We start from the raw sequence: 21,974 nt of genomic DNA, 5'->3' as shown, positions 1-21,974 counted from the left end.
GCGTAATGTGCACTGTATTGCTTGTGGTGGAACACCCTGGCTGACGGGGCCGACACCCGTCAAGGGGTCGGGGTATGCCGATTTCAGGCGGCCAGCCGGTCCAGCAGGGCCCGGCGCCAGCGCTCCGTCTCGGCGATCTGGTTGAAGGTGAAGAGGTGAAGGCCGGCCACCGCGGCCGCGGGCCCGGCGAACGACTCCGCGCCGCGGCCGAGCAGCCGCTCGGGAGCGTATCCGCCGGGCGCCGCGAACCGCAGGAACCAGGAGGGGTGCCGGGTGAGGAAGCGCGTCGACTCCCCCACCCCGATCTTCGTCGCCATGGCCAGCAGCTTCGCCCGCTGGACGGGCCCGGCGACGCCCACGTACACCGGCAGGGTGATGGCGCGGCGCCGGATCCGGGTGATCCAGTCGCCGAGCACCCGCGGGTCGAAGCACAGGTTGCTGACGATGTACGTGGCGTGCGTCCGCTTGTCCCACATCGACTGGATGGTGATGTCGTCGTGGATGAGCGGATGGCTCTCCGGATAGCCGGTGATGCCCATGTCGGCGAACGGCCTGCCCAGGTCGCTCAGCGCGCGCAGCACCGGCAGCGCCCCGTCGTACGGCCCGGCCGGCGGGTCGGCGTCGCCCGCCGGCACGAAGACGTCGTCGACACGCGCCGCGCGCAACCGCTCGGCCACGTCCTTCAGGTGCGTGTCGTCCCGCAGCAGCCGTGCGGGGACGTGCGGGACGACGCGGTAACCATGTGCCGCCAGCCGCTCGGTCAGGCCGAGCGTCGGCTCCAGCCCCTTGACCGGCGACGCCGTGACCGTGACCACGACGTCGCGGGGCACCTCGGCGAGGACCTTCTCCTCCGTCGCCCTCGCCGGCAGCACCTCGTAGCGGACGTGGCCGAGCAGCGCTCGCAGGGCCTCGGCGCCCATGGTCTACCCGGCCTGCTTCTGGGCGTCGCGGTGCCGGTAGTACGCGGCCTTCGACGGCTCCAGCGGCTCGTTGCCGAGGATGAGGTCGGCCGCCTTCTCGGCGATCATCATCACCGGTGCGTAGATGTTGCCGTTGGTGACGTAGGGCATCACCGAGGCGTCCACCACGCGCAGTCCGGCCAGGCCGTGCACCCGCAGGGTGAGCGGGTCGACGACGGACATCTCGTCGGTGCCCATCTTGCAGGTGCAGGACGGGTGCAGGGCCGTCTCGCCCTCCTTGGCGACCCAGGCGAGGATCTCCTCGTCGGTCTCGACTGAGGGTCCGGGCGAGATCTCGCCGGCGTTGTAGGGGCCGAGGGCGGGCTGGCCGAGGATCCTGCGGGCGACGCGGATCGCCTCGACCCACTCCCGGCGGTCCTGCTCGGTGGAGAGGTAGTTGAAGCGCAGCGCGGGCTTGGCCCGCGGGTCCCTGCTCTTGATCTTGACCGAGCCGATGGCGTCCGAGTACATGGGTCCGACGTGCACCTGGTATCCGTGTCCGCCGGCCGGCGAGGAGCCGTCGTAGCGGACGGCGACCGGCAGGAAGTGGAACATCAGGTTGGGATAGTCCACGTCCTCGTTGCTGCGGGCGAAGCCGCCCGCCTCGAAGTGGTTGGTGGCCGCGGGCCCCTTGCGGAACAGCCACTGCAGTCCGATGAAGGGGGCGCGCCACTTCGCCATGTACGGCTGCATGGAGACGGGCTGCTTGCAGCCGTACTGGACGTACACCTCGAGGTGGTCCTGCATGTTCTCGCCGACGCCCGGCAGGTCGTGGACGACGTCGATCCCGAGGGCGGACAGTTCGCCGGCGTTGCCGACGCCGGAGAGCTGCAGCAGCTGCGGGGAGTTGATGGCACCGCCGCACAGGATGACCTCGCCGGCGCGGACCTGCTGGGGAGCGCCCCTGCCGCGCCGGAACTCGACGCCGACGGCCCGCTTGCCCTCGAAGAGCACCCGGGTGACGAGGGCACGCGTCTTCACCGTGAGGTTCGGCCGCTTCATCGCGGGCTTGAGGTAGGCCTTCGAGGCCGACAGCCGGCGCCCTCGGTGGACATTGCGGTCGAACTTGGCGAAGCCCTCCTGCCGGTAGCCGTTGACGTCGTCCGTCGGCGCGTAGCCCGCCTCCTGGGTGGCCTTGAGGAAGGCGGTGAAGAGCGGGTTGGTCGCGGGGCCGCGTTCGAGGACGAGGGGTCCGTCATGGCCGCGGAACTCGTCGTCGGGGTCGGCCGCCAGACAGTTCTCCATCCGGCGGAAGTACGGCAGGCAGTGGGCGTAGTCCCAGGTCTCCATGCCGGGGTCGGCCGCCCAGCGCTCGTAGTCCATGGGGTTGCCGCGCTGGAAGATCATGCCGTTGATGCTGCTGGAGCCGCCGAGCACCTTGCCCCGGGCGTGGTAGATGCGGCGGCCGCCCATGTGCGGCTCGGGCTCCGACTCGTACTTCCAGTCGTAGAAGCGGCTGCCGATCGGGTAGGTCAGCGCCGCGGGCATGTGGATGAAGACGTCCCAGGGATAGTCGGAGCGGCCGGCCTCCAGGACCAGCACCCGGTTGCCGGGGTCGGCCGAGAGCCGGTTCGCCAGTGCGCTGCCGGCCGATCCACCGCCGACGATGACGAAGTCGTACTGCAGGGGAGCCATGGTGCCTCGTCTCGCTCGCGCCGTTGATGTGCGGGCATGCTAGTACGGGTATCGCTATACGCACCAGGTTGCGATACACGCAACCTGTAAGAACTTTGTTTACGGTGCGTAACTTGCTAGAAAGTTGTTTACTGCGCGTATAGTTTCGCTATGAGCAACTACAGTCCGGATACCGAAACGAGTGGGCCACCGTCCGGCGGAGTGCAGTCCGTCGACCGCGCGATCAGCGTGCTGGAGATCCTGGCCCAGCGCGGCGAGGCCGGCGTGAGCGAGGTGGCCGCCGAGATCGACGTGCACAAGTCGACGGCGTTCCGTCTGCTCGGCGCTCTGGAGGCGCGCGGCCTCGTGGAGCAGTCGGGCGAGCGCGGGAAGTACTCGCTCGGCTTCGGCATCGTACGCCTGGCGGGTGCCGTAACGGGACGCATCGACATCACCCAGCAGGGCCGCCCGGTGTGCGAGCGCCTGGCGGAGGAACTCGGCGAGACGGTCAACATCGCCGTGATGCAGGAGCACTACGCGATCAACCTCTACCAGGTGCGTGGCACGGCCGCCGTCACCGCCCACAACTGGGTCGGCCAGCTGACCCCGCTGCACGCCACCTCCAGCGGCAAGATCATGCTGGCCCACATGGCGGCCAAGGAACGCGGCGCGCTGCTGACGGAGACCGGCCTGAAGAAGCTGACGCCGCACACGATCTCCTCGAAGGCGAAGCTGGAGAAGAACCTGGCCGAGGCCCGCGAGCGCGGTTACGCCTGGACGCTGGAGGAGCTGGAGATCGGTCTGCACGCCATGGCCGCCCCGATCCGCGACCGGGAGGGGCAGGTGATCGCGTCGATCAGCGCCTCCGGTCCCTCCTACCGGTTCACCGAGGAGCGCATGCACGAGCTGGCTCCGGTGCTGGTGAAGGGCGGGGAGGAGATCAGCCACCGGATGGGTTACCTGGGCTGAGCACACACGGTACGACCGCCGTACGGCCCGCGCTCGCCCCCCGCGCGGGCCACGGGCCCCCGTCACTGCGGGTTGTGCGTGCCGAGGCGCTCGTTCACCCAGTCGTGGAAGGCGCCGATGTGGTGCTCACTGGGCACGAGCACGCCGCCCTTGGCGTACAGCCGTGACCTCATCCCCGGCTGGGTCCGTTCGCAGGCGTCGAAGTCCTGCCGGTTGACCCGGTCGAAGAGCTCCACGGACCGGCTGACGTCCTTGCCGCTCGCCACGACGTGCGGCAGATACAGCCAGTCGCACTCGACGATCGTGCGGTCGACGGCCACCGGGTACATCCGGTGGAAGATCACGTGGTCGGGCACCAGGTTGATGAACACCTGCGGCTTGACGGTGATCGCGTAGTACCGGCGGTCCTGGTCCTCGGACACCCCCGGAATGCGGTCCAGTCCCTCGGAGCCGTCCACGGTGAAGCCCTGGATGTCCGCACCGAACTCGGCGCCGTGCCCGACGTAGTACTGGGCGGCGTAGCCGTCGGCGAACTCCGGGAGGACCTCGGTGAGTTCGGGGTGGATCGTGGCGCAGTGGTAGCACTCCATGAAGTTCTCGATGATGAGCTTCCAGTTCGCCTTGACGTCGTAGACGATCCGCCTGCCCACCGAGAGGTTCGCGACGTCGTAGCGCTCGATCGACTCGGTGTCGCCCAGCCGCTCGACCACCGCCCCCATCACGTCCTCCTCGAAGGAGGGCGGGTTCTCCGCCAGGCAGACCCAGACATAGCCGAGCCATTCGCGCACGGCCACGCTCACCAGGCCGTACTCGGTGCGGCCGACGTCGGGCATCTTGGTCAGGTTGGGCGCCGCGACGAGCTTGCCGTTCAGGTCGTAGGTCCAGGCGTGGTACGGGCACTGGAAGGCCCGCTTGACCTCGCCCGTCTCCTCGGTGCAGAGCTTGGCTCCGCGGTGCCGGCAGACGTTGAAGTAGGCGCGGATCGAGTTGTCCCGGGCCCGGGTGACGAGGATGCTCTCGCGGCCCACGTCCACGGTGCGGAAGGCCCCGGGCCTCGCCAGGTCGGACGAGCGCACGGTGCAGAACCACATCGCCTCGAAGATGCGCTCCTGTTCCTGGGCGAAGGTGCCGGGATCCGTGTAGGCGGAGCCGGGAAGAGTGGCGATCAGGCTGTCCGGCAGGCTGGTCGAGGTCACGGTGCACTCCTCGGGAAACGTCGTGGATCGATAGGTCACGCGCCGGGAAGAGCGACTTCGGTCGGCGTTGTGTATGGAGCAACGCTGCGTTTGATATGCAACGCAGAATGTGGTGCCGCGGGGGTGGTGTCACGACGCGGCGGGGGCGAACTGCTTGCGCCGGCGGGTGAACAGCCGCGGCTGGTTCATGCCGAGCACGGCGACCGGCCGGCCTGCCCTGCGGTAGACGGCCAGAAAACTGCGGTCGTCGGTCGAGCCCTCCTCGACCGTCACGCTGTCGGCCCCGGCGGCGTGGCCCACGAACTGGATCTTCACGCCGTACTGGTCGGACCAGAAGTACGGCGGCCGGGGCACGCCCGGCTCCGTCGCACCGTGGGCGAGGAGCACGGCGACGGCGGCGTCCGGCCGTTCCAGCGCGCCGGTCCAGTGCTCGACCCTGCGATGGGCCCCGGTGTGCGGGTCGTACCAGTTGGCGCAGTCGCCCACGGCGACCACTCCGGCCACACTCGTGCGGCCGTCGACGCCGCACTTCACGCCGTTGTCGAGTGCGACGCCGGAGCCCTCCAGCCACTCGACGCAGGGGCGCGCCCCCACGCCGACGACGACGGTGTCGGCGGGGATGCTGCGCCCGTCCTCCAGCAGCACGGCGTCGACCCGGCGCTCCCCGCCCAGTCCCTTGACCCCCACTCCGCACAGCAGTCGTACGCCGTGGTCCGTGTGGAGGGCGGAGACGACCCTGCCCATGGCCTCGCCGAGCGGTCCGGCCAGCGGCGTGGGCGCCGCCTCGACCACGGTCACGTCGAGGCCGAGGGCGTACGCCGTGGAGGCGACCTCGGCGCCGATGAACCCGCCGCCGATCACCACCAGCCGTCCGCCCCGGGCCAGGTCGTCCCTGAGGGCGCGGGCGTCGTCGAGCGTGCGCAGCACATGGACGCCGGCGAGCCCCTCGGTGCCGGGCAGGGTGCGGGCGGCGGCGCCGGTCGCGATGACCACGCCGTCGGCGCGTATCTCCCGGCCGTCGGCGAGCCGGACCGCCCGCTCGGTGCGGTCGAGGCCGGTGGCGCGGGCGCCGAGCACCCACTCCGCCCGGAGCTCCTCGTCGTCCCGCTCCAGCGCCAGTTCCCCTTCGCCGATGGCACCGGCCAGGAACTCCTTGGACAACGGCGGCCTGTCGTAGGGGCGGTGGAGCTCGGCGCCGACGACGACCAGCCGGCCGTCGTACCCCCGCTTCCGCAGCGAGCGCGCGGCCGACAGACCGGCCAGCGAGGCGCCCACCACGGCGACGGTCCTCACGCGGGGCCTCCGGCCAGGCGGGCGGCGACGCAGGGCGGCAGGTTGGGCGCCTCGGTGGACAGCCGCACGTAGACCGTGCCGTCCTCGACGACGACCTCGTGGGTGCGGACCGGGAGCTTGGCCGGCGGGGCGTCCACGGCTCCGGTCCTCAGGTCGAACCTGGAGGCGTGCAGGGGGCATTCCACCTCACAGCCCTCCAGCCAGCCGTCGGCGAGCGACGCGTCCTGATGGGTGCAGGTGTCGTCGATGGCGAAGAGCTCGCCGTCGTCGGTGTGGAACACCGAGACGGGCGGGTCGATGTCGAGCCGGTGGGCCTCGCCTCGCGGCAGATCCGCGAGTCGGCACGCGGGAATCATCATGACACCTCGGTGCGTATAACGAAACGGATTGCGATTAGCGCAACGTCAGTCTGCTGGCCGCTCCGAAGGCTTGTCAAGGCATCCACAGGCCGGTTTCCGCGGCGTTCGGCGCCCGATGTCCGGGCACGCCGAAGCGACCTCGAAAGCGCAGGTCAGCAGGCAGATCAGGGGTGGTGGCGAGGTGCGACGACGGCCCCGCCGCCGGTGCCGTCCGCATCGGTACGCCACCGGGGCAGGGCCGCTGTTCGCCGGGCGGTCAGAAGCCGCGCTCGATCCACTCCTGAAGATGGGGCGCCTCGGCGCCGACGGTGGTGGTGTCGCCGTGGCCGGTGTGCACGACGGTGTCGTCCGGCAGGGCGAGGAGGCGTTCCCTGATCGAACGGATGATGGTCGGGAAGTCGCTGTACGACCGTCCCGTGGCCCCGGGGCCGCCGGCGAACAGCGTGTCGCCGCTGAACAGCGCGGACAGGTGCGGGGCGTACAGACAGACGGCGCCCGGGGCGTGTCCCGGGGTGTGCAGGACGGTCAGCTCCGCTCCGGCGACGGTGAGACGCTGCCCGTCGGTCAGCTCGCCGTCGGGCGCCCGGTCGGGATGGGTCTGTTTCCACAGGGGCAGGTCGTCGGCGTGCAGCAGGATCGGGGCTCCGGTCCGGGCGGCGAGGTCCGGTGCGGCATCGATGTGGTCGTTGTGCGCGTGGGTGCACACGATCGCCCGCAGGGTGCGGCCGCCGAGGGCCCGGGCGATGGCATCGGCGTCATGGGCGGCGTCGATCACGACCGCCTCGGTGTCGTCACCCACGATCCACACGTTGTTGTCGACGTCCCAGGTGCCGCCGTCCAGCGAGAACGTCCCCGAGGTGACGAGACGTTCGATGCGGGCGCCCGCCATCAGAGGACCACCACCGAACGCAGCACGTCCCCGCCGTGCATCCGCTCGAAGGCCTTCTCGACCTCGTCCAGCGCGATGGTCTCGGTGACGAAGGCGTCCAGGTCGAGACGGCCCTGCAGATAGAGGTCGATGAGCATCGGGAAGTCGCGGGAGGGCAGGCAGTCGCCGTACCAGGACGACTTCAGGGCGCCGCCGCGGCCGAAGACGTCCAGCAGGGGCAGTTCGAGCTTCATCTCGGGGGTGGGGACGCCGACGAGGACGACGGTGCCGGCGAGGTCGCGCGCGTAGAAGGCCTGCTGGTACGTCTCCGGGCGGCCGACGGCCTCGATGACGACGTCGGCGCCGAAGCCGCCCGTCAGCTCGCGCACCGCGTCGACCGCGTCGGTCTCCCTGGAGTTGACCGTGTGGGTCGCGCCCAGCTTCTTCGCGGTGTCCAGCTTGCGGCCGTCGATGTCGACGGCGATGATCCTCGCCGCGCCCGCGAGCCTGGAGCCGACGACCGCCGCCGCACCCACACCGCCGCACCCGATCACGGCGACGGTGTCCCCGCGCCCGACGTTCCCCGTGTTGATGGCCGCACCGAGGCCGGCCATCACGCCGCAGCCGAGCAGCCCGGCGGCAGCGGGCGAGGCGGCCCGGTCGACCTTGGTGCACTGGCCGGCCGCGACGAGCGTCTTCTCGGCGAAGGCGCCGATGCCGAGCGCCGGCGAGAGTTCCGTGCCGTCGGTCAGGGTCATCTTCTGCTTCGCGTTGTGCGTGTCGAAGCAGTACCAGGGCCGCCCGCGCAGACAGGCCCGGCACTGACCGCACACGGCACGCCAGTTCAGGATCACGAAGTCGCCGGGAGCCACGTCGGTGACCCCCTCACCGACCGCCTCGACCACACCCGCGGCCTCGTGCCCCAGCAGGAACGGGAACTCGTCGCTGATGCCGCCCTCGCGATAGTGCAGATCGGTGTGGCAGACCCCGCAGGCCTCGATCTTGACCACCGCCTCGCCCGGGCCGGGGTCGGGCACGACGATCGTCTCCAGACTGACAGGGGCGCCCTTGCTCCGCGCGACGACCCCACGGACCTGCTGCGTCATGGCCACTCCTCGGCTCACAGAGGATCGAGATGTTGCCTATTACGGCACACCTCTCACGTTTCGCAACACAGCATCGCGGAGGCCGAAGCAGCGGTCAAGGATCCGTCAGCCGTCAAAGATTTCGCCGACGACTCGGCCGCGTACGCCGGCTCCTGCGACCGGAGGCGGCGTACGCGGCCGAGTCGTCGGCGACGGAGTGCCGGGTGTCTTCCGCGATCAGGCGGGGGCGTACACCCGATGGACGAACTCCACGAGCTGGTCGTCGGTGAGGTGCCGGGCGATGTCGGTCTCGCTGATCATTCCCACCATGCGCTTGTTCTCCACCACGGGAAGGCGCTTGATCTGGTGGCCCTCCATCTCCCGCAGGGCGTCGGAGATGTCGGCGGCGGCGTCGACCCAGCGCGGGGTGCCTTCGCACAGGTCACCGGCCGTCATCCGCGCGGGGTCGTGCCCCGAGGCGATGCACTTCACCACGATGTCGCGGTCGGTGATGATGCCGCACATGCGATCGCCGTTGTCGGGGTCGCTGACCGGAAGTGCGCCCACCTCATGGTCCCGCATCATCTGCGCGGCCCGGTCCAGCGTTTCGTGCCGGGGTATCCACTGGGCGCCCGGATGCATGATGTCCTTCGCAGTCGTCATCGCTCGTCCCTTTCACGGCTGTGCCGGTGCGAGCAGTCAGCCCGCCCGGGAGTCCTGGGTCGTCGCAGTGGACCGGCGCGACCGCCGGCCGACGGAGGCCGCCCGCATCCGCCCGTTCCGCTCCCTCAGGTAGGTGACCAGGTCGGTGCACAGATAGCGCCGGGCTGCGGCGGCCGCCTCCCGCGGGTTGCGCTCGCCCATCAGCACGCACAACGTGTAGCCCAAGTCCTCGAAGGCGGCACGCGACGCGAGATCGGCGGGTGCGGCGACCATGGCGCGCTCGCACACCCGGTAGCGTCGCAGCAGACGGCGCACTTCGGATTTCGCCGGTAGCAGCATGGTGCAGTTCACCACCCCAGGGGACTCGGCGGATCTCCGGTGGCGGCGCCGATGCCGCGGCACGATCACGTCCTTTGTCCCAACTAGGCCTTCAGCCATGGTGCACGAGGTGCGGGGCGCTGTCTTGTTGGCCTTTCAATCGGCGCCGGACGAGCAACTGGGGGTGGGCGAACAGCAGAGGGTTACGGCCGTCAGGCGCGCGCCCTCGGTCCGGCCGACCCGGACATCCCGCCGAGCGTGCTCGCGTCCTGCGTCCCGCGTCCGCCGGGAAGGCGGCGGCGACGGTGGCGGTGTCGGTGGGTGCCGCCCATGGCCGTCATCGCCAGGCCCAGGCAGAAGACGAGTGCCAGCGCGAGGCCCGAACCGAACAGCGCGAGGCCGTTCATCGAGGCGATGTCGTGGCCGAGGACGGAGACGGTGCAGTCGGGGCCGCCGGACAGGTTGCCGACGATCGCCAGGGCGGTGAAGGCACCCGTGCCCGCGAGCAGGAGCAGTCCGAGGAACAGCATCAGGGTCATCTCCTCAGGGAACGTCCGCCGGGCTTCGGGTACCCGCGACTCTCCGGTCCACCCCCACTGCACCGCGTGACGCCCGGCGCCCGGCGCCTCACCGGCCCGCGCCCGCGAACCCCTCTGCGACGCAGAGCGTGCCGTCGGCCTCCAGCACGATGTGCACGTGGCTGATCCGGTCGAGGGTCGAGCACAGCCAGGCGCGGTCCCGGTCCTCGGCGGGCTCCAGCCGCATCCGCCGCGCCTGCAAGGGGAACATCCGAAGTCCGGTCGGGCGCCCCGTGTCCGCCGCCACCGAGACGAGGTAGCCGAGCCGCAGGTCGTCGCGGTACTCCTCGTAGCCCGTGATGCCCTCGTAGTCGTCGATGAAGTCGCCGCAGCCGTGGAGGATCAGCCGGCCCCGGTACACCTCCACGGAGCGCGGGTGGTGCGAGGAGTGCCCGTGGACGATGTCGACGCCGCCGTCGACCAGGGCGTGGGCGAAGCGCGTCTGGTCGCGGGGGACGAGATAGCCCCAGTTGGAGCCCCAGTGCACCGACACGACCACGATGTCGCCCGGCCGCGTGTCGCGCCGTACACGCTGGACGGCCGCCTCGGCATCCGCCGCCGACAGCTCGCGGGCGTAGGCGACGCCGGAGCGGTCCGTGGTCGCGGCCCAGTCGGGCGGGACGCCGCTGGACAGTGTTCCGAGGGCGAAGACCAGGATGCGGCGGCCGGGCCCGACAGGAACCGCCGCGGGCGCGTGGGCCTCGTCGGCGTCACGCCCCGCACCCACGGTCCGCAGGCCCGCGCCGGCGAGTGAGTCCAGGGTCTCTTCCAGGCCCGGCCGGCCGAAGTCCAGCACATGATTGTTGGCCAGCACGCACACGTCGGGCCGGGCCACCGTCAGGGCGGGCAGGTTGGCCGGGTGCATGCGGTAGTGGACCGCCTTGCCCGGTACGAACGCGTCGCTGCGCGTGACGGCCGTCTCCAGATTCACGATCCGGGCATCCGGCGCGGCCTCCTCCAGCAGCGGCAGCGCCTCGCCCCACGGCCAGGCGGGGTGGACCGGTGCCGGGATGGGTCCGCTGACCGCTTCGGCCAGTTCCACGTACGACCGGGCATCCGTGACGTAACCCTCGCGCAGCACCGGGCTTCCGGGGTGCGGAAGGATCTGGTCGACGCCGCGCCCGAGCATCACGTCACCGCACAGAAACAGCGTCACCACGCCGCCCATACACCCACCCTAGGCGGCATCTTCCCGGCATGGTCCGGTCCAAGGGGCGGTGTGTACAGGCCTGATGCGAGCCGAGGCTCCGGCCGGTCGGATTCACTCCTCACAGGGCGAACTTGTCCAGACACCTTTTCTCCATGAGGGGATCGGAAGAAGTTCCCTCGGCCGTAGCGCCGGCCACCCTAGAGTGCGCCCTGTCATGTACGCGATCGAGCAGTCGGTCGCGGCCGGGGACTACCCACCTCACCAGGAGAGCGCATGGTCTCGCGTCGTACAGGTACCGCCCTCACCTCCGCAGCGGCAGCTCTGCTGCTCGGCTTCAGCGGCTACGCGGCCCCCACCGCGAGCGCGGGCACCGGCACGGGGACGGGCACGGGCCTCTCGGTGTTCGCCTGGAACGTCGACCTCGGCACCGCGATCGTCGACAGCACCCAGAACGAGAAGGCGGCCCAGCGCACCCCGACCATCGAGTCGATCATCCGCAAGCACAGCGCGGACGTGGTGGTGCTGGACGAGGACTTCAACAACAGCTCGACCGCCGACATCACCAGCACGCTCGCCGATCTCTACCCGTACCACACCCCCGTCGTCGGCCAGACCTGCTCCGGCGGCGGCTGGACGGGCATCAGCGGTGACTGTTCCAACTCGTGGTTCGTCATCAACGGCGGCACCATGATCCTCTCCAAGTACCCGATCACCGCCCAGTACGCCCACGTCTTCAGCAACTCCACCTACGGCACCTGGGACTACCACGCCAACAAGGGCGCGGCACTGGTGCAGATCGAGAAGGACGGCGTGAAGAGCTGGGTGGTCGGCACCCATCTGCAGGCCGACGAGTCCGACACCTCGACGGACACCACCCAGTCCACCCGGCTCGCCCAGCTCGGCGAGATCCGCACCTGGGTGGACGGCATCGCCGGCTCGACCGCGCCGGTGCTGATCGGCGGGGACCTGAACGTGGAGTACTACGGCGGCCGGGCGCGCGGTGACTACGCAGGCGCCCAGACCGCGGTGAACGGCGTGCTCGGCACCCCGGCCACCGACGCAGGCCAGACCCTGCGGACCATGGACTGCCCGGTCTCCGCCTGGTGCCAGTACATGTCCGGCATCGAGTCCTTCCCGAAGGACTACCGCGACGACCTCGACTACCTCGGCTATCTCAACGCGCCGGGCCGCCCGACGCCGGCCGCGATGTCCACCGTCAAGGTCGACTTCGACCCCCAGTCCGGCTGGACCACGGGCCAGACCGACACCAACGCTCCCAGCGACCACTACCCGGTCGAGGCCACCTTCCAGCTCGGCTGACGGCGCACGAGTCCGACCGGCCGGACACTGAGGAACCCCCGGGACCAAGCGTGGGGTTCTCGGCCCCGGGGTTCTCGGCCCCGGGGCCTCCCACCCCGCAGGACGCGCGGCGGCCGGGCGGAACTTTTCGCCCAAACTGATGGTCGATACACTGCCGAGGTGGGTCTGGATCACCTTCGCTGACCTCTCTGGCCGCCCTCGGCGACGCCACGCGCCGCCGCATGTTCGAGTCCTCCCCCGAGGGCGCGACCGCCTACATCGATGCCGACGTGACCGCCCCGGAACGCATCCTCGAGGCCGCCGGCGAGACGCTGGACTTCGGCCGCCCCGTCGCGCTCATCCTCAGCAACATCCTGGGACACGTCGGCGACTACGATCAGGCCCGCTCCATCGCCGACCGCCTGATGGACGCCCTGCCCTCGGGCAGTTACCTCTCCGTCAACGACGGCTCGCGCGGCATCGACCCGGTCTTCGAGCAGGCGCAGGACGCCTACAACGACAGCGGCGCCGTCCCGTACAACCTGCGTACTCTCGAGGAGATCACCGGTTTCTTCGACGGCCTGGAACTCATCGAGCCCGGCGTCGTACCGGTCACCCAGTGGCGCCCGGAGCCCGGTTCGCCCACCCTGGAGGTCATAGCCGAGCACGGCGGCCTCGCCCGGAAGCCGTATTCCCCAACGGGCCGGCGCAGCAGCCTCCTCGGACAGCCCGCGACATGCCGGGCCACGGGCTGTCCGAGGGGGCCGAAATGCCGTGGACGTCCCACGCTTCACCGTGATCGCATGACGTGATGACGTCATTCTGGACCGGGAAGCACATACGACTGCGCGGCATTGAGCCCGACGACTGGACCGGGTTCATGCGCTTCGCCGAGGACGAGGAGCAGTTGGGGGACCTGCTGAACCCACCGCGCTCCGCCGAGGGTTTCCGCGCCTGGGCCAGGGAACAGGCCACCGCCGCGCCGGACGGCGACCGCTTCCAACTGGCCGTCGAGGCCGTCGACACGGGTGAACTGGTCGGTGCCGTCGGCTCGTACCACTCCGACCCGCGAGCGGGCTGGTTCGAGTACGGCATCACGATCGGCGCTGATCACCGGCGCAAGGGCTACGCGGCGGAAGCCGCGGTGCTGCTCCTGCGCTTCATGTTCGCCGAGCGGCGCTACCACAGGTGCGAGGCGAGGATCTTCGCGCACAACGAGCCGTCGCTGGCGCTGCACCGACGGCTGGGTTTCGTCGAGGAGGGCCGGCTGCGCGACCGCGTGTTCCTCGGCGGCCGCCACCGCGACCTCGTCGTGATGGGCCTCCTCTCCGACGACTTCGCCCACCTGCACGCCCTGCGCCACGCACACTCCCCTGCCGGCCGGGCCGGCGCCGCCGAGTGAGACGAGGGCCGAGCGGCCGGTCGCGAAGAGGCGGGCGTAGCCGGTCACAGCCGCGGCGGACCCGCCTCGACGCGGCGCAGGACCGGTGCCAGACGGTCCAGGTCGGGGCCGGTCTGGATCTGTCGCTCGTCCCACCAGGTGGCGCCGGCGTCGTACAGCGGGCCGATCACGTCCCTGGCCCCGGCCGGGTCCGGGGGCGTGGCACCGCCGAGCACGAACTCGAAGGGGCGCTCGGCTCCGGCCGTACGCTGCTTGCGCACGTAGGCGACCAGCTCCCGTACCTGCGCCGCATCCGGCACGTGCCCATGGCGGGCCGTCTCGAAGAGCGGCACCGCGCCGTCCCACCGCGCCGCACGGCGCATGGGCGGGCGGCGCGGCCAGAACCCGCCGATCCACACCGGCGGACCGGGCCGCTGCACGGTGGCGGGCACGAGCGTCACGTCCCGCACCTCGTAGTGCCGGCCGTGGTGGTCCACCGGCTCGCCGGACCAGAACCGCCGCAACAGCTCCAGTCCCTCGTCCAGCCGCTCGGCGAGCAGGCGCGGATCGGTGGCGTCGCCGAAGCTGCGGTACTCGTCCTCGATCGGGCCTCCCAGGCCTGCGGCGAAGATCACCCGGCCGCCGCTGAGCCGGTCCAAGGTGGCCACCTGGCGGGCGAGTTGCTGCGGCCGGTACCGCGGGACCGGCGTCAGCAGGGTGCCCAGCCGGATCCGGGAGGTCGCCAGCGCGGCGGCGGTCAGCAGCATCCAGGGGTCCCCGAAGGGACGGCCCTGGTGCTGTCGGTGCAGTACGTGATCCCAGACGAACAGGCCGTCCCAGCCGGCCTCTTCGGCGGCGGCCGCCACGGTCGCCACGTTACGGGGATCGGCGAAGTCGCCGAAGTTGGGGATGTTGACGGAAAACCGCATCCCAGCAGGATGCGCACCCGGCGGCGAAGCTGCAATCGGATTTACGTCCGGGCGAGTTGGGGGCGGGCCGGCCCGGCGTACGGCCTCGGCACGCGCCGCGGGTCACGCCCGGTGCCTCAGAGGTGAGGGACGGTGGTGCCGCCGCCTGCCTTGACCGCGTCCACGGCAGCCTGGTGCAGTTGCCGGCTGTACGCCTCGGAACCGCAGGGCACGGGGCTTCCGGCGAGGGTGAACCATTCGGAGGTGCCCGTGTACTGCACCGCCACGTCGGCCTCGTTGCCGTCCCAGGTGGTGTGGACGGTCAGGTCACCGACGACGATCCCCGCCTCCTCGGTACGCGCGCCGCCCCGGCCGGTGAAGACCCCGGGGGTGGTCCATGATGCCCATACCATGACGTCAGCCTTCCTCTCTGGGTGAGCGGCTTCGTGGGGGGAACCGGAGTGGAACCGCTACGGAATGACGATTCCGCGTTGCTGAGCAGGGCGGCGAGGCGGCAGCCCGTCCAGGGTGGCCCGTGCGGGACTCCTGCTGCCCGACCCTGCGCCGGTGTGCAGGCCCGCGGCGGCGGCCACGTAGTCCCGGGCCGTGAGCACGCCGACCAGCCGCCCGCGGGGATCGGTGACCGGCAGGGCGTCGAGGTGTTCCTCGGTCATCACGGCTGCCGCGCGCAGAACCGACTCCTCCGGGTGGACCGTGACCGTCCGGCGGGCGTGCACCAGCTCGCGCACCTTTCGGCGGGACAGCGTGGCGGCCGCGGCGGCGCAGGCCACCGCGAGTTCGGCGCGGTCCAGCAGCCCGGCGCAGCAGCCGTCCCCACGGACCACCGGAAGGTGGGGCTGCTCGGACCTCTCCATGACCTCCCAGGCCATCAGCACGCTCTCGTCGTCCCCGATCGAGTACGGGGCGGCATCCATCAGGCTCCGCACCGAGAGTCGCTCGTTCACGGTTGCCTCCTCGTGCCGCGCGTACGGCCCGGTCATCCCTCTCCTGCGGCACGGGCGTCGCTCCCCGCGCCTCTTCAACGCTCGTTGGACCGGCGGCCCCTGTCATGGGGCCGCATGGCCCCTGCGCGGGCCATTGGCCCCACGCTCGGCGCCGGGTAGGGGGCCACCCGGCCCAGCCTTGCCGAAGCGCACGCGAAGACTCCCTGTGCGGGCTCAGGCGGGCTCGGGTACGACGGCCACCGGGCAGGCCGCCTGGTGGAGCACGCCGTGGGCGACCCGGCCGAGCTGGAGCCCGAAGCGGCCCTGGCGGCGCCGGGCGCCCACGACGAGCAGGTCCGCTTCGCGGGAGGCGGCGAGCAGGGCGTCGCGGGCCGGGCCCTCCACCGTACGCGGCCGGGTCCGCAACCAGGCCGGGGCCTCCCGCAGCGCCTCCTCCACCGCTTCGACGGCCTGCTGCTCCTGGAGGCGGGCCGGTTCCGCGATGATCAGCAGGCTCCCGGTGGCCGCGGACACGGGCCTGCGCCAGGCCCGTACGCCCTCCAGCGGGACCCCGCGCAGCAGGGCCTCCTCGACCGCGTACTGCACGGCGGCCGAGCCGGCCGGTTTCTCGCGCACGCCCAGGACGATCCCGCCGCCTGTGCCGGAGCGCATCTCGTGGTGATGGCCGCCGCGCAGCACGATCACCGGGCAGTGGGCGTGTCCGGCCACCGTGACGCTGACGGAGCCGAGGAGTGCCTCCGCCACACCGCTGCGGCCACGGCAGCCCAGCACCAGCGCGAGAGCCTCGTGGCTCTCCCGGATCAGGCTGTACTCCGGTTCCTCGGTCAGCATGTCGGTGGCGACCTTCACACCGGGCTGCCGGTGCCGGGCCCGCCGCTCGGCGGTGTCGACGATGTCCTCCGCCCGCACATGCTCCGACGGCCTGTCGAGCCCATGGGCCGGGGATGTGCCTTCGTAGCACTCCCAGAGGGATGCGCGCACCAGCCGGAGCGACGCCCCGCGCAGGGCCGCCTCGTCGGCCGCCCACTCCACGGCGCGCAGGCTCGGCACGGAGCCGTCGACACCGACGACGACCGGGAGGTCCGGATACTCGTCGAAGGCCTGCGCGGCCGATGCCTTCATGGTCCTTCTCCTCGCGGTGGCGGGTCAGCCGTGTGCGACGACCGCGACAGGGGCGGCGATGTGGTGGATGGCGGCGTGCGCGACATGCCCGATGCGGGTGCCGAACGGGCCGCTGCGGATGGGTCGGCCGACGACGGCCAGTGAGGCGTCGCGGGAGTCCTCGACGAGGTTCTGCGCGGCGCTGCCGCTCCGGCTCGACTCGATCACCTCGACGTCCGGGAACTTCTGCCGCCAGGGTCGCAGCACCTTGCTCAGCAGGGCGGCCTGCCCCTGCACGAGCGAGTCGTAGAGCTCGGCGTCACCGGCGAAGCGGTAGAAGGAGGTCGGTGGCTCCGGCCAGCTGTGGACGGCCCGCAGGGGGGCTTTCCGGCGTGCGGCGGCGTCGAAGGCGAACTCCAGCACGGTGTCGTCCGGATCCTCGATGTCTACACCGAGCACGACGGGCCGGAACGGCGCCGCGGCCGACGGCACGCCCGTGCGATCCGCCTCGTGCTCGTCCGCGGCCTGCTCCCCCGCCCGTACCAGCACCACCGGACGTTCGGCGCGGGCCACCACGGCCAGACTCATCGAGCCTGCCATGAACCCGCCGATCCCACCGAGGCCCCGTGAGCCCAGCACCAGCAGTTCGGCGAGCCCCGCCACCTCGCAGAGGACGTCGGCCACGGTTCCGGTGAGCTGCTCGGTGACCAGCGCGATGTCCGGGTGACGCAGCCGCATGCCTTCCGCGCACTCCCACATCATCTGATCGGCCCAGTGCTGGTAGCTCTCGGGGGCCAGCAGCGGGTTCTGGGCCAGGCGCCTGGGCACCTGCTCCCTGACGTACACGATCTTCAGCGGCAGGCCGCGCAGCAGCGCCTCACGCGCCGCCCACTCGGCCGCCGCCCGGCTCTCGGGTGAGCCGTCGATGCCTGCCGTGACGGTTCCGGACATGGTCTCCGCCTCCAGGGTGAGGGTCCCGTCTTCAGGCTGGCGCTGCGGTGGGGGCGGCATCAGGGGCCACACGACCCCTGCGGGGGCCGACCGACCCCCTGATCAGGGCACGGGACGGCGGCAGGGCCGGAGGCCGGGGGGCCTCGTACCGGCGTCGGCTCTCGTGACCAGGGCGGAACGCGACGATCAGTGCGCTCTCCGGCGTGGGGGGAGGACGTACGTACGGCCCTCGCGGCCCCACTCCCCGTGTTCGGGGGTCAGACCGGCGTCCATCGCCCGGAGGCAGGGGCGGCCGATGTGGGCGTAGACCAGGCGTCCGACGCGGTTGCGGGCCGCTTCCGCGCCGACGTCCCGTACGGGGGCGTGACCGCCCACCCCGCCGCGGAAGCGAATGGGGCGGTCCCAGGACGAGGCTTCGGCGAACATCAGGTCCGCGTCCGCCGCCCAGGCCGGGAAGGTCCGGAACTCCGGTGCCCACACCACCACCCCCGGCTCTCCCTCGATGCGGTAACCGCAGGTGGGATGGGAGGTGTGCGCGACCGGCAGCGCGCGGATGCGCAGCTCGCCGAGGTCCGTGTCCGTCATACGGGGCACCAGCCCGCGCTCGGCGGCGAGATGCCGCAGGGCGGAGCGCAGTTCGGCGTGCTCGTCGGTGACGAGCCAGGCGTCCAGGCGGCCCTCGGGCGGCTGGGCACCGGGCCCGCCGTCGAACGCGACGCGCCGGCGGCCGTAGGCGACCAGAAGGCCGGCCGGGGCGAAACGCGGCGAGGCCATGGCGCCCACGCCCAGCAGCGTGAGCCGGAGCCGACGCGTCATACCCGTCACCTCCCGGGAGCGTGGCCCGTTCCTCGCCCTCATCGTCCCAGGCGGGGGGCGGCCGTGAACCCGAGCCGTCCGGCGACGTACGGGGGCCGTTCGACCCCGTGCGGGCGGGACGGCCCGGACGGATGGTCGAAGGAGGCCCGAGGGAAGGAGGGGCCGGTATGCGAGGCGAGACCGTCCGGAAGGACATCCCGCTACGAGTCGCCCCCCGCGTGGCCGACTACGACGAGGAGTGCGCGAGCTTCTCCTGGGCGGAGGCCCGGACGATGCTGGACGGGCTGCCCGGCGGGCGCGGACTGAACATCGCGCACGAGGCCGTCGACCGGCACGCGGCATCGGGCCGTGCGAGGGCGGTCGCGCTGCGCTGTGTCGGGCGGGACGGCTCCGTCACCTGCGTGACCTATGGCGAGCTGGCCCGTTCGACGGCTCGGTTCGCCAACGTCCTCCGCGGCCTCGGCATCGGTTACGGCGACCGGGTGGTGACCCTGCTCGGACCCTGTCCCGAGCTGTACACCGTGGTTCTCGGCACGCTGAAGAACACCAGTGTCCTGTGCCCGCTGTGCTGCGCCTTCGGGCCGGACCCGGTCTTCCAGCGGGTGACGCTGAGCGACGCGCAGGTGCTGGTCACCACGGCGGACCTGTACCGCGCGAAGATCGCCGGGCAACGCCGCCGGCTCGCCGCCCTGCGCCATGTGCTGATCGTCGGAGAGAGCGCCGAGGACCTGCCCGGCACCGTGTCCCTGGCCGCGCTGACGGCCGAGGCCGCCGACAGCTTCACCGTCCCGCCGACCTCGCCGCACGACATGGCCCTGCTGCACTTCACGAGCGGCACGACCGGCATCCCCAAGGGTGCGGTGCACGTGCACGAGGCGGCCGTCGCGCACTACGTGTCCGCGCTGTACGCCCTCGACCTCCACCAGGACGACGTGTTCTGGTGCACCGCCCACCCGGGCTGGGTCACCGGCATGTCCTACGGGATCGTGGCACCGCTCATGCACGGCGTGACCGTCGTGGTGGACGAGGGCGACCACGACGCCCGCCGCTGGTACCGCATCCTGGCCGAGCAGCGGGTGAGCGTCTGGTACACGGCGCCGACGGCCCTGCGGATGCTGATGCGGGCGACACCGAGGACGGGTCCGTACGACCTGCCCCGCTCCTTCGACCTGGGCGCGCTGCGGTTCATCGCGTCGACCGGCGAGCCGCTCGACCCGGAGGCGGTGGCGTGGGGACGGGACGTGCTCGGGCTGCCGGTGCACGACAACTGGTGGCAGACCGAGACCGGCGCCATCATGATCGCCAACCTGGCCGGCTGCGACATCCGCCCCGGATCGATGGGGCGCCCGCTGCCCGGTGTGGAGGCGGCGGTGCTGCGGCGCGGGCCGGACGGCCGGGCCGAGGTCGCCGACGGACGCGTCACCGTGCTGGAAGAGCCGGGTGTGGAGGGCGAGTTGGCGCTCCGGCCCGGCCGGCCGAGCATGTTCCGCGGTTATCTGCACGACGAGCCGCGTAGTGCGGCGGCCTTCGCGGGTGGCTGGTACCTCACCGGCGACCTGGTGCGGCGCGACGGCGACGGCTGGTACTGGTTCGTCGGGCGCGCCGACGACGTCATCCAGTCGGCGGGTCACCTCGTGGGGCCGTTCGAGGTCGAGAGCGCGCTGATGGAGCATCCGGCGGTCGCGGAGTCGGGGGTGATCGGACGGCCCGACCCCGTCGCCGGGAACATCGTCAAGGCGTTTGTCACCCTGCGGCCGGGCTTCGACGCGAGCAGCGCGACCCGGCGGGACCTGCTGGCCTTCGCCAGGCGCCGGCTGGGCCCGACGGTGGCGCCCCGCGAGATCGAATTCGACCAGCATCTGCCGCACACCCGCAGCGGCAAGGTCATGCGCCGCCTGCTGCGGGCACGTGAACTCGGCCTGCCCCAGGGCGACATCTCCACCCTGGAGGACTCCGCCCCGCAGGCCGCCTCCGCGGCGAGGACGGAGCAGCACGCGTGACTTTCGGGGCGCCCGTGCCGGTGCCGCACGCGAACACCTCGTACGCCTCCTCCGCCGGTGACGACGGGTCGCATGGCGATGGGCCGGGCCCCGTAAGAAGCTGGAAAGGGACGGTGACCGGCGCGGGTCCGGCACGAGAGGAGACGGGGGCGGTGACGATTCCCCTGGTGGTCGGCGTCGACGGATCCGAGGCCGGCCTGGAGGCGGTCGACTGGGGCGCCTCCGAGGCAGTCCGGCACGGCGTGCCGCTGCACCTCCTGCATGCGGCGGCCGGAGACCGTGACGCGGGCGGCGTGCTCGGCGCTGCCTCGGCACGTGCCAGGAAGAGTGCCCCCGCGGTGCGGCTGTCCAGCGAGGTGGTCCACGAGGACGCGGCCTGCGCCCTGGTCGACCTGGGGCGCGATGCCTTCGCGTTGGTGCTGGGGTCCCGAGGTCTCGGAGGGCTCGCCGGCATGCTCCTGGGCTCGGTCGGCCTCGCCGTGGCGGCACGAGCCGACTGCCCGGTCGTCGTGGTCCGCGGCGCACAGGAGCACCGCGGGGACCGGTTCGGCTGCGTGGTCGTCGGAGTCGAGGACGAACACGGCAGCGGCACAGCGGTGGAGTTCGCGTGCCGAGAGGCCCAGGTGCGCCACTGTCGCCTCGTGGCGGTGCATGCCTGGAGCGCACCGCCGGGTGCGTGCACGACACCTCAAGCCCCGTCGTGGCCCCTGGAGGCCCACGTACGCCCGCCGGCTCAGGTGCTCGACGACACCCTGCGCGGCGTGCCCGGACGGTACCGCGACACCCCGGTGTGCCGGCAGGTGGTCGAGGGACCGGCGCGCCGGGCGCTGCTGGACGCCGCGACAGGGGCGGACCTGCTGGTCGTGGGCGCCCCTCGGCGCCTTGGGCATCCCGGTCTGCAACTGGGCCTGATCAACCATGCGGTACTGCATCACGCGCCGTGCCCTGTCGCGGTCGTTCCCCAGAGGTGACCGCCGACGACTGGGGCCGCCGCCGGCGCGGACGCGACCGAGCGGGCGCCGGGCCGGTCCACCGGGGGCCGGACGCCGGACTCCCGGGGACGTTCGGCCCTGTGACCCGAGGCCGCCGCCGGTCGATGGTGGGACGGAGAGGTGCGGCCGGCCAGCGGCTTGGCGGAGGCCGGACGCCGTACCGGTCGCAGGGGACCGAGGCGAGGAGGAACATCATGTCGCACACGGCGCAGTGGAGGGTCCGCCTCGACCTCTTCGAGGACGACGACGGGACGACGAAGGCACATGTGGTGCTGGACACCGGCACCACCGCTCTGTCCGCCCACGGAAGCGCGCACTGCCATCCGGCGGACATGAACGTGCCGGAGATCGGCGACGAACTGGCGGCGGGCCGGGCCATGGTCGACCTCGCCCACCAGTTGCTCAGCGCCGCCGAACGTGACATGCAGGCAGTGCAGGCGCCGCCGCCCAGTGAAAGCACCCACCGGCCCGCTGCACGGCCCGTGTGAACCCGGCCCCGCATCAGTTCC

Annotated in this window: 23 protein-coding genes and 1 pseudogene; 7 read left to right on the top strand and 17 right to left on the bottom strand. The window is 71.8% G+C overall.

Annotated elements, in window-relative coordinates; all coding sequences use genetic code 11:
- Positions 1-83: 83 nt before the first annotated feature.
- Together LMU33_RS22080 and betA are read right to left on the bottom strand one after the other, a co-directional pair.
- Complete coding sequence (locus tag LMU33_RS22080) at positions 84-920, bottom strand: methylenetetrahydrofolate reductase (RefSeq protein ID WP_228622238.1); 837 nt, start codon at positions 918-920, stop codon at positions 84-86.
- Between the two features lie 3 nt (positions 921-923).
- Positions 924-2,594, bottom strand: coding sequence for a choline dehydrogenase (betA, locus tag LMU33_RS22075; RefSeq protein ID WP_228622237.1), 1,671 nt, complete (start codon positions 2,592-2,594; stop codon positions 924-926).
- A 150-nt stretch (positions 2,595-2,744) separates the two neighbouring features.
- Here betA and LMU33_RS22070 point away from each other — a divergent pair, with 150 nt between their 5' ends.
- The gene (locus LMU33_RS22070) at positions 2,745-3,542 is read left to right on the top strand and encodes an IclR family transcriptional regulator (RefSeq protein ID WP_228622236.1); all 798 of its coding nucleotides are present in this window, start codon (positions 2,745-2,747) and stop codon (positions 3,540-3,542) included.
- Positions 3,543-3,604: 62 nt separating this feature from the next.
- Here the strand turns inward: LMU33_RS22070 and LMU33_RS22065 are convergent, their stop codons facing one another.
- From LMU33_RS22065 to LMU33_RS22025, 9 genes are all read right to left on the bottom strand, one after another.
- Positions 3,605-4,738, bottom strand: a complete 1,134-nt coding sequence (locus LMU33_RS22065; protein WP_228622235.1) for an aromatic ring-hydroxylating oxygenase subunit alpha — start codon at positions 4,736-4,738, stop codon at positions 3,605-3,607.
- A gap of 129 nt (positions 4,739-4,867) precedes the next feature.
- Positions 4,868-6,031: an NAD(P)/FAD-dependent oxidoreductase gene (locus LMU33_RS22060; protein WP_228622234.1), complete on the bottom strand. Its 1,164-nt coding sequence runs from the start codon at positions 6,029-6,031 to the stop codon at positions 4,868-4,870.
- On the bottom strand, positions 6,028-6,390 hold the full coding sequence (locus LMU33_RS22055; RefSeq protein WP_228622233.1) for a bifunctional 3-phenylpropionate/cinnamic acid dioxygenase ferredoxin subunit: 363 nt from the start codon (positions 6,388-6,390) through the stop codon (positions 6,028-6,030). Before LMU33_RS22055 ends, LMU33_RS22060 begins: the two co-directional genes overlap by 4 nt.
- A 256-nt stretch (positions 6,391-6,646) precedes the next feature.
- Positions 6,647-7,279, bottom strand: coding sequence for an MBL fold metallo-hydrolase (locus tag LMU33_RS22050; protein ID WP_228622232.1), 633 nt, complete (start codon positions 7,277-7,279; stop codon positions 6,647-6,649).
- Positions 7,279-8,364, bottom strand: coding sequence for an S-(hydroxymethyl)mycothiol dehydrogenase (locus LMU33_RS22045; protein ID WP_228622231.1), 1,086 nt, complete (start codon positions 8,362-8,364; stop codon positions 7,279-7,281). Before LMU33_RS22045 ends, LMU33_RS22050 begins: the two co-directional genes overlap by 1 nt.
- 216 nt (positions 8,365-8,580) lie before the next feature.
- Positions 8,581-9,006, bottom strand: a complete 426-nt coding sequence (locus LMU33_RS22040; RefSeq protein ID WP_228622230.1) for a CBS domain-containing protein — start codon at positions 9,004-9,006, stop codon at positions 8,581-8,583.
- 36 nt (positions 9,007-9,042) lie between these two features.
- On the bottom strand, positions 9,043-9,345 hold the full coding sequence (locus LMU33_RS22035; RefSeq protein WP_228622294.1) for a DUF5133 domain-containing protein: 303 nt from the start codon (positions 9,343-9,345) through the stop codon (positions 9,043-9,045).
- 191 nt (positions 9,346-9,536) lie between these two features.
- Entirely contained in the window at positions 9,537-9,863 is a 327-nt protein-coding gene (locus LMU33_RS22030) for a hypothetical protein (protein WP_228622229.1), read from the bottom strand.
- An 88-nt stretch (positions 9,864-9,951) separates the two neighbouring features.
- Positions 9,952-11,070 carry a CapA family protein gene (locus tag LMU33_RS22025; RefSeq protein WP_228622228.1) on the bottom strand — a complete coding sequence of 373 codons (1,119 nt, stop codon included), beginning with the start codon at positions 11,068-11,070 and terminating at the stop codon, positions 9,952-9,954.
- Positions 11,071-11,325: 255 nt separating this feature from the next.
- Between LMU33_RS22025 and LMU33_RS22020 the strand changes: the two genes are divergently transcribed.
- From LMU33_RS22020 to LMU33_RS22010, 3 genes and pseudogenes are all read left to right on the top strand, one after another.
- Positions 11,326-12,372 (top strand): sphingomyelin phosphodiesterase, encoded by a 1,047-nt coding sequence (locus LMU33_RS22020; protein ID WP_228622227.1) that lies wholly within the window; start codon positions 11,326-11,328, stop codon positions 12,370-12,372.
- 221 nt (positions 12,373-12,593) lie between these two features.
- Positions 12,594-13,040: pseudogene (locus tag LMU33_RS22015) on the top strand (SAM-dependent methyltransferase); the annotation flags it as partial.
- A 122-nt stretch (positions 13,041-13,162) separates the two neighbouring features.
- Positions 13,163-13,753 carry a GNAT family N-acetyltransferase gene (locus tag LMU33_RS22010; protein WP_228622226.1) on the top strand — a complete coding sequence of 197 codons (591 nt, stop codon included), beginning with the start codon at positions 13,163-13,165 and terminating at the stop codon, positions 13,751-13,753.
- A gap of 44 nt (positions 13,754-13,797) precedes the next feature.
- Here LMU33_RS22010 and LMU33_RS22005 read toward each other — a convergent pair whose 3' ends face one another.
- From LMU33_RS22005 to LMU33_RS21980, 6 genes are all read right to left on the bottom strand, one after another.
- Complete coding sequence (locus LMU33_RS22005) at positions 13,798-14,661, bottom strand: LLM class flavin-dependent oxidoreductase (RefSeq protein ID WP_228622225.1); 864 nt, start codon at positions 14,659-14,661, stop codon at positions 13,798-13,800.
- 116 nt (positions 14,662-14,777) lie between these two features.
- Positions 14,778-15,053: a hypothetical protein gene (locus LMU33_RS22000; RefSeq protein WP_228622224.1), complete on the bottom strand. Its 276-nt coding sequence runs from the start codon at positions 15,051-15,053 to the stop codon at positions 14,778-14,780.
- A gap of 57 nt (positions 15,054-15,110) precedes the next feature.
- On the bottom strand, positions 15,111-15,605 hold the full coding sequence (locus LMU33_RS21995) for a CBS domain-containing protein (protein ID WP_228622223.1): 495 nt from the start codon (positions 15,603-15,605) through the stop codon (positions 15,111-15,113).
- Positions 15,606-15,818: 213 nt separating this feature from the next.
- Entirely contained in the window at positions 15,819-16,727 is a 909-nt protein-coding gene (locus LMU33_RS21990; RefSeq protein ID WP_228622222.1) for a universal stress protein, read from the bottom strand.
- A 24-nt stretch (positions 16,728-16,751) separates the two neighbouring features.
- Positions 16,752-17,657: a universal stress protein gene (locus LMU33_RS21985; protein ID WP_228622221.1), complete on the bottom strand. Its 906-nt coding sequence runs from the start codon at positions 17,655-17,657 to the stop codon at positions 16,752-16,754.
- Positions 17,658-17,843: 186 nt separating this feature from the next.
- On the bottom strand, positions 17,844-18,473 hold the full coding sequence (locus LMU33_RS21980; protein WP_228622220.1) for an MBL fold metallo-hydrolase: 630 nt from the start codon (positions 18,471-18,473) through the stop codon (positions 17,844-17,846).
- Positions 18,474-18,640: 167 nt separating this feature from the next.
- On the opposite strand from LMU33_RS21980, the gene acsA reads away from it, so the two are divergent.
- The 3 genes from acsA (at position 18,641) to LMU33_RS21965 (ending at position 21,953) form a co-directional block, all read left to right on the top strand.
- Complete coding sequence (gene acsA / locus LMU33_RS21975; protein ID WP_228622219.1) at positions 18,641-20,473, top strand: acetate--CoA ligase; 1,833 nt, start codon at positions 18,641-18,643, stop codon at positions 20,471-20,473.
- A 152-nt stretch (positions 20,474-20,625) separates the two neighbouring features.
- Positions 20,626-21,444 carry a universal stress protein gene (locus LMU33_RS21970; RefSeq protein WP_228622218.1) on the top strand — a complete coding sequence of 273 codons (819 nt, stop codon included), beginning with the start codon at positions 20,626-20,628 and terminating at the stop codon, positions 21,442-21,444.
- Positions 21,445-21,659: 215 nt separating this feature from the next.
- The gene (locus LMU33_RS21965; RefSeq protein WP_228622217.1) at positions 21,660-21,953 is read left to right on the top strand and encodes a DUF1876 domain-containing protein; all 294 of its coding nucleotides are present in this window, start codon (positions 21,660-21,662) and stop codon (positions 21,951-21,953) included.
- The last annotated feature ends 21 nt before the right edge of the window (positions 21,954-21,974 follow it).

The sequence above is a fragment of the Streptomyces barringtoniae genome (assembly GCF_020819595.1).
Classification (GTDB): Bacteria; Actinomycetota; Actinomycetes; order Streptomycetales; family Streptomycetaceae; genus Streptomyces; species Streptomyces barringtoniae.
Note: the sequence above shows the minus strand (reverse complement) of the source record. Positions and strands in the feature narration are given on the sequence as shown.

Excerpts from the sequence above, each read along its gene's own strand:
- LMU33_RS22080 (WP_228622238.1), bottom strand. The coding sequence starts at position 920 with ATGGGCGCCGAGGCCCTGCGAGCGCTGCTCGGCCACGTCCGCTACGAG.
- betA (WP_228622237.1), bottom strand. The coding sequence starts at position 2,594 with ATGGCTCCCCTGCAGTACGACTTCGTCATCGTCGGCGGTGGATCGGCC.
- LMU33_RS22070 (WP_228622236.1), top strand. The coding sequence starts at position 2,745 with ATGAGCAACTACAGTCCGGATACCGAAACGAGTGGGCCACCGTCCGGC.
- LMU33_RS22055 (WP_228622233.1), bottom strand. The coding sequence starts at position 6,390 with ATGATGATTCCCGCGTGCCGACTCGCGGATCTGCCGCGAGGCGAGGCC.
- LMU33_RS22050 (WP_228622232.1), bottom strand. The coding sequence starts at position 7,279 with ATGGCGGGCGCCCGCATCGAACGTCTCGTCACCTCGGGGACGTTCTCG.
- LMU33_RS22045 (WP_228622231.1), bottom strand. The coding sequence starts at position 8,364 with ATGACGCAGCAGGTCCGTGGGGTCGTCGCGCGGAGCAAGGGCGCCCCT.
- LMU33_RS22040 (WP_228622230.1), bottom strand. The coding sequence starts at position 9,006 with ATGACGACTGCGAAGGACATCATGCATCCGGGCGCCCAGTGGATACCC.
- LMU33_RS22035 (WP_228622294.1), bottom strand. The coding sequence starts at position 9,345 with ATGCTGCTACCGGCGAAATCCGAAGTGCGCCGTCTGCTGCGACGCTAC.
- LMU33_RS22030 (WP_228622229.1), bottom strand. The coding sequence starts at position 9,863 with ATGACCCTGATGCTGTTCCTCGGACTGCTCCTGCTCGCGGGCACGGGT.
- LMU33_RS22025 (WP_228622228.1), bottom strand. The coding sequence starts at position 11,070 with ATGGGCGGCGTGGTGACGCTGTTTCTGTGCGGTGACGTGATGCTCGGG.
- LMU33_RS22020 (WP_228622227.1), top strand. The coding sequence starts at position 11,326 with ATGGTCTCGCGTCGTACAGGTACCGCCCTCACCTCCGCAGCGGCAGCT.
- LMU33_RS22010 (WP_228622226.1), top strand. The coding sequence starts at position 13,163 with ATGACGTCATTCTGGACCGGGAAGCACATACGACTGCGCGGCATTGAG.
- LMU33_RS22005 (WP_228622225.1), bottom strand. The coding sequence starts at position 14,661 with ATGCGGTTTTCCGTCAACATCCCCAACTTCGGCGACTTCGCCGATCCC.
- LMU33_RS22000 (WP_228622224.1), bottom strand. The coding sequence starts at position 15,053 with ATGGTATGGGCATCATGGACCACCCCCGGGGTCTTCACCGGCCGGGGC.
- LMU33_RS21990 (WP_228622222.1), bottom strand. The coding sequence starts at position 16,727 with ATGAAGGCATCGGCCGCGCAGGCCTTCGACGAGTATCCGGACCTCCCG.
- LMU33_RS21985 (WP_228622221.1), bottom strand. The coding sequence starts at position 17,657 with ATGTCCGGAACCGTCACGGCAGGCATCGACGGCTCACCCGAGAGCCGG.
- LMU33_RS21980 (WP_228622220.1), bottom strand. The coding sequence starts at position 18,473 with ATGACGCGTCGGCTCCGGCTCACGCTGCTGGGCGTGGGCGCCATGGCC.
- acsA (WP_228622219.1), top strand. The coding sequence starts at position 18,641 with ATGCGAGGCGAGACCGTCCGGAAGGACATCCCGCTACGAGTCGCCCCC.
- LMU33_RS21965 (WP_228622217.1), top strand. The coding sequence starts at position 21,660 with ATGTCGCACACGGCGCAGTGGAGGGTCCGCCTCGACCTCTTCGAGGAC.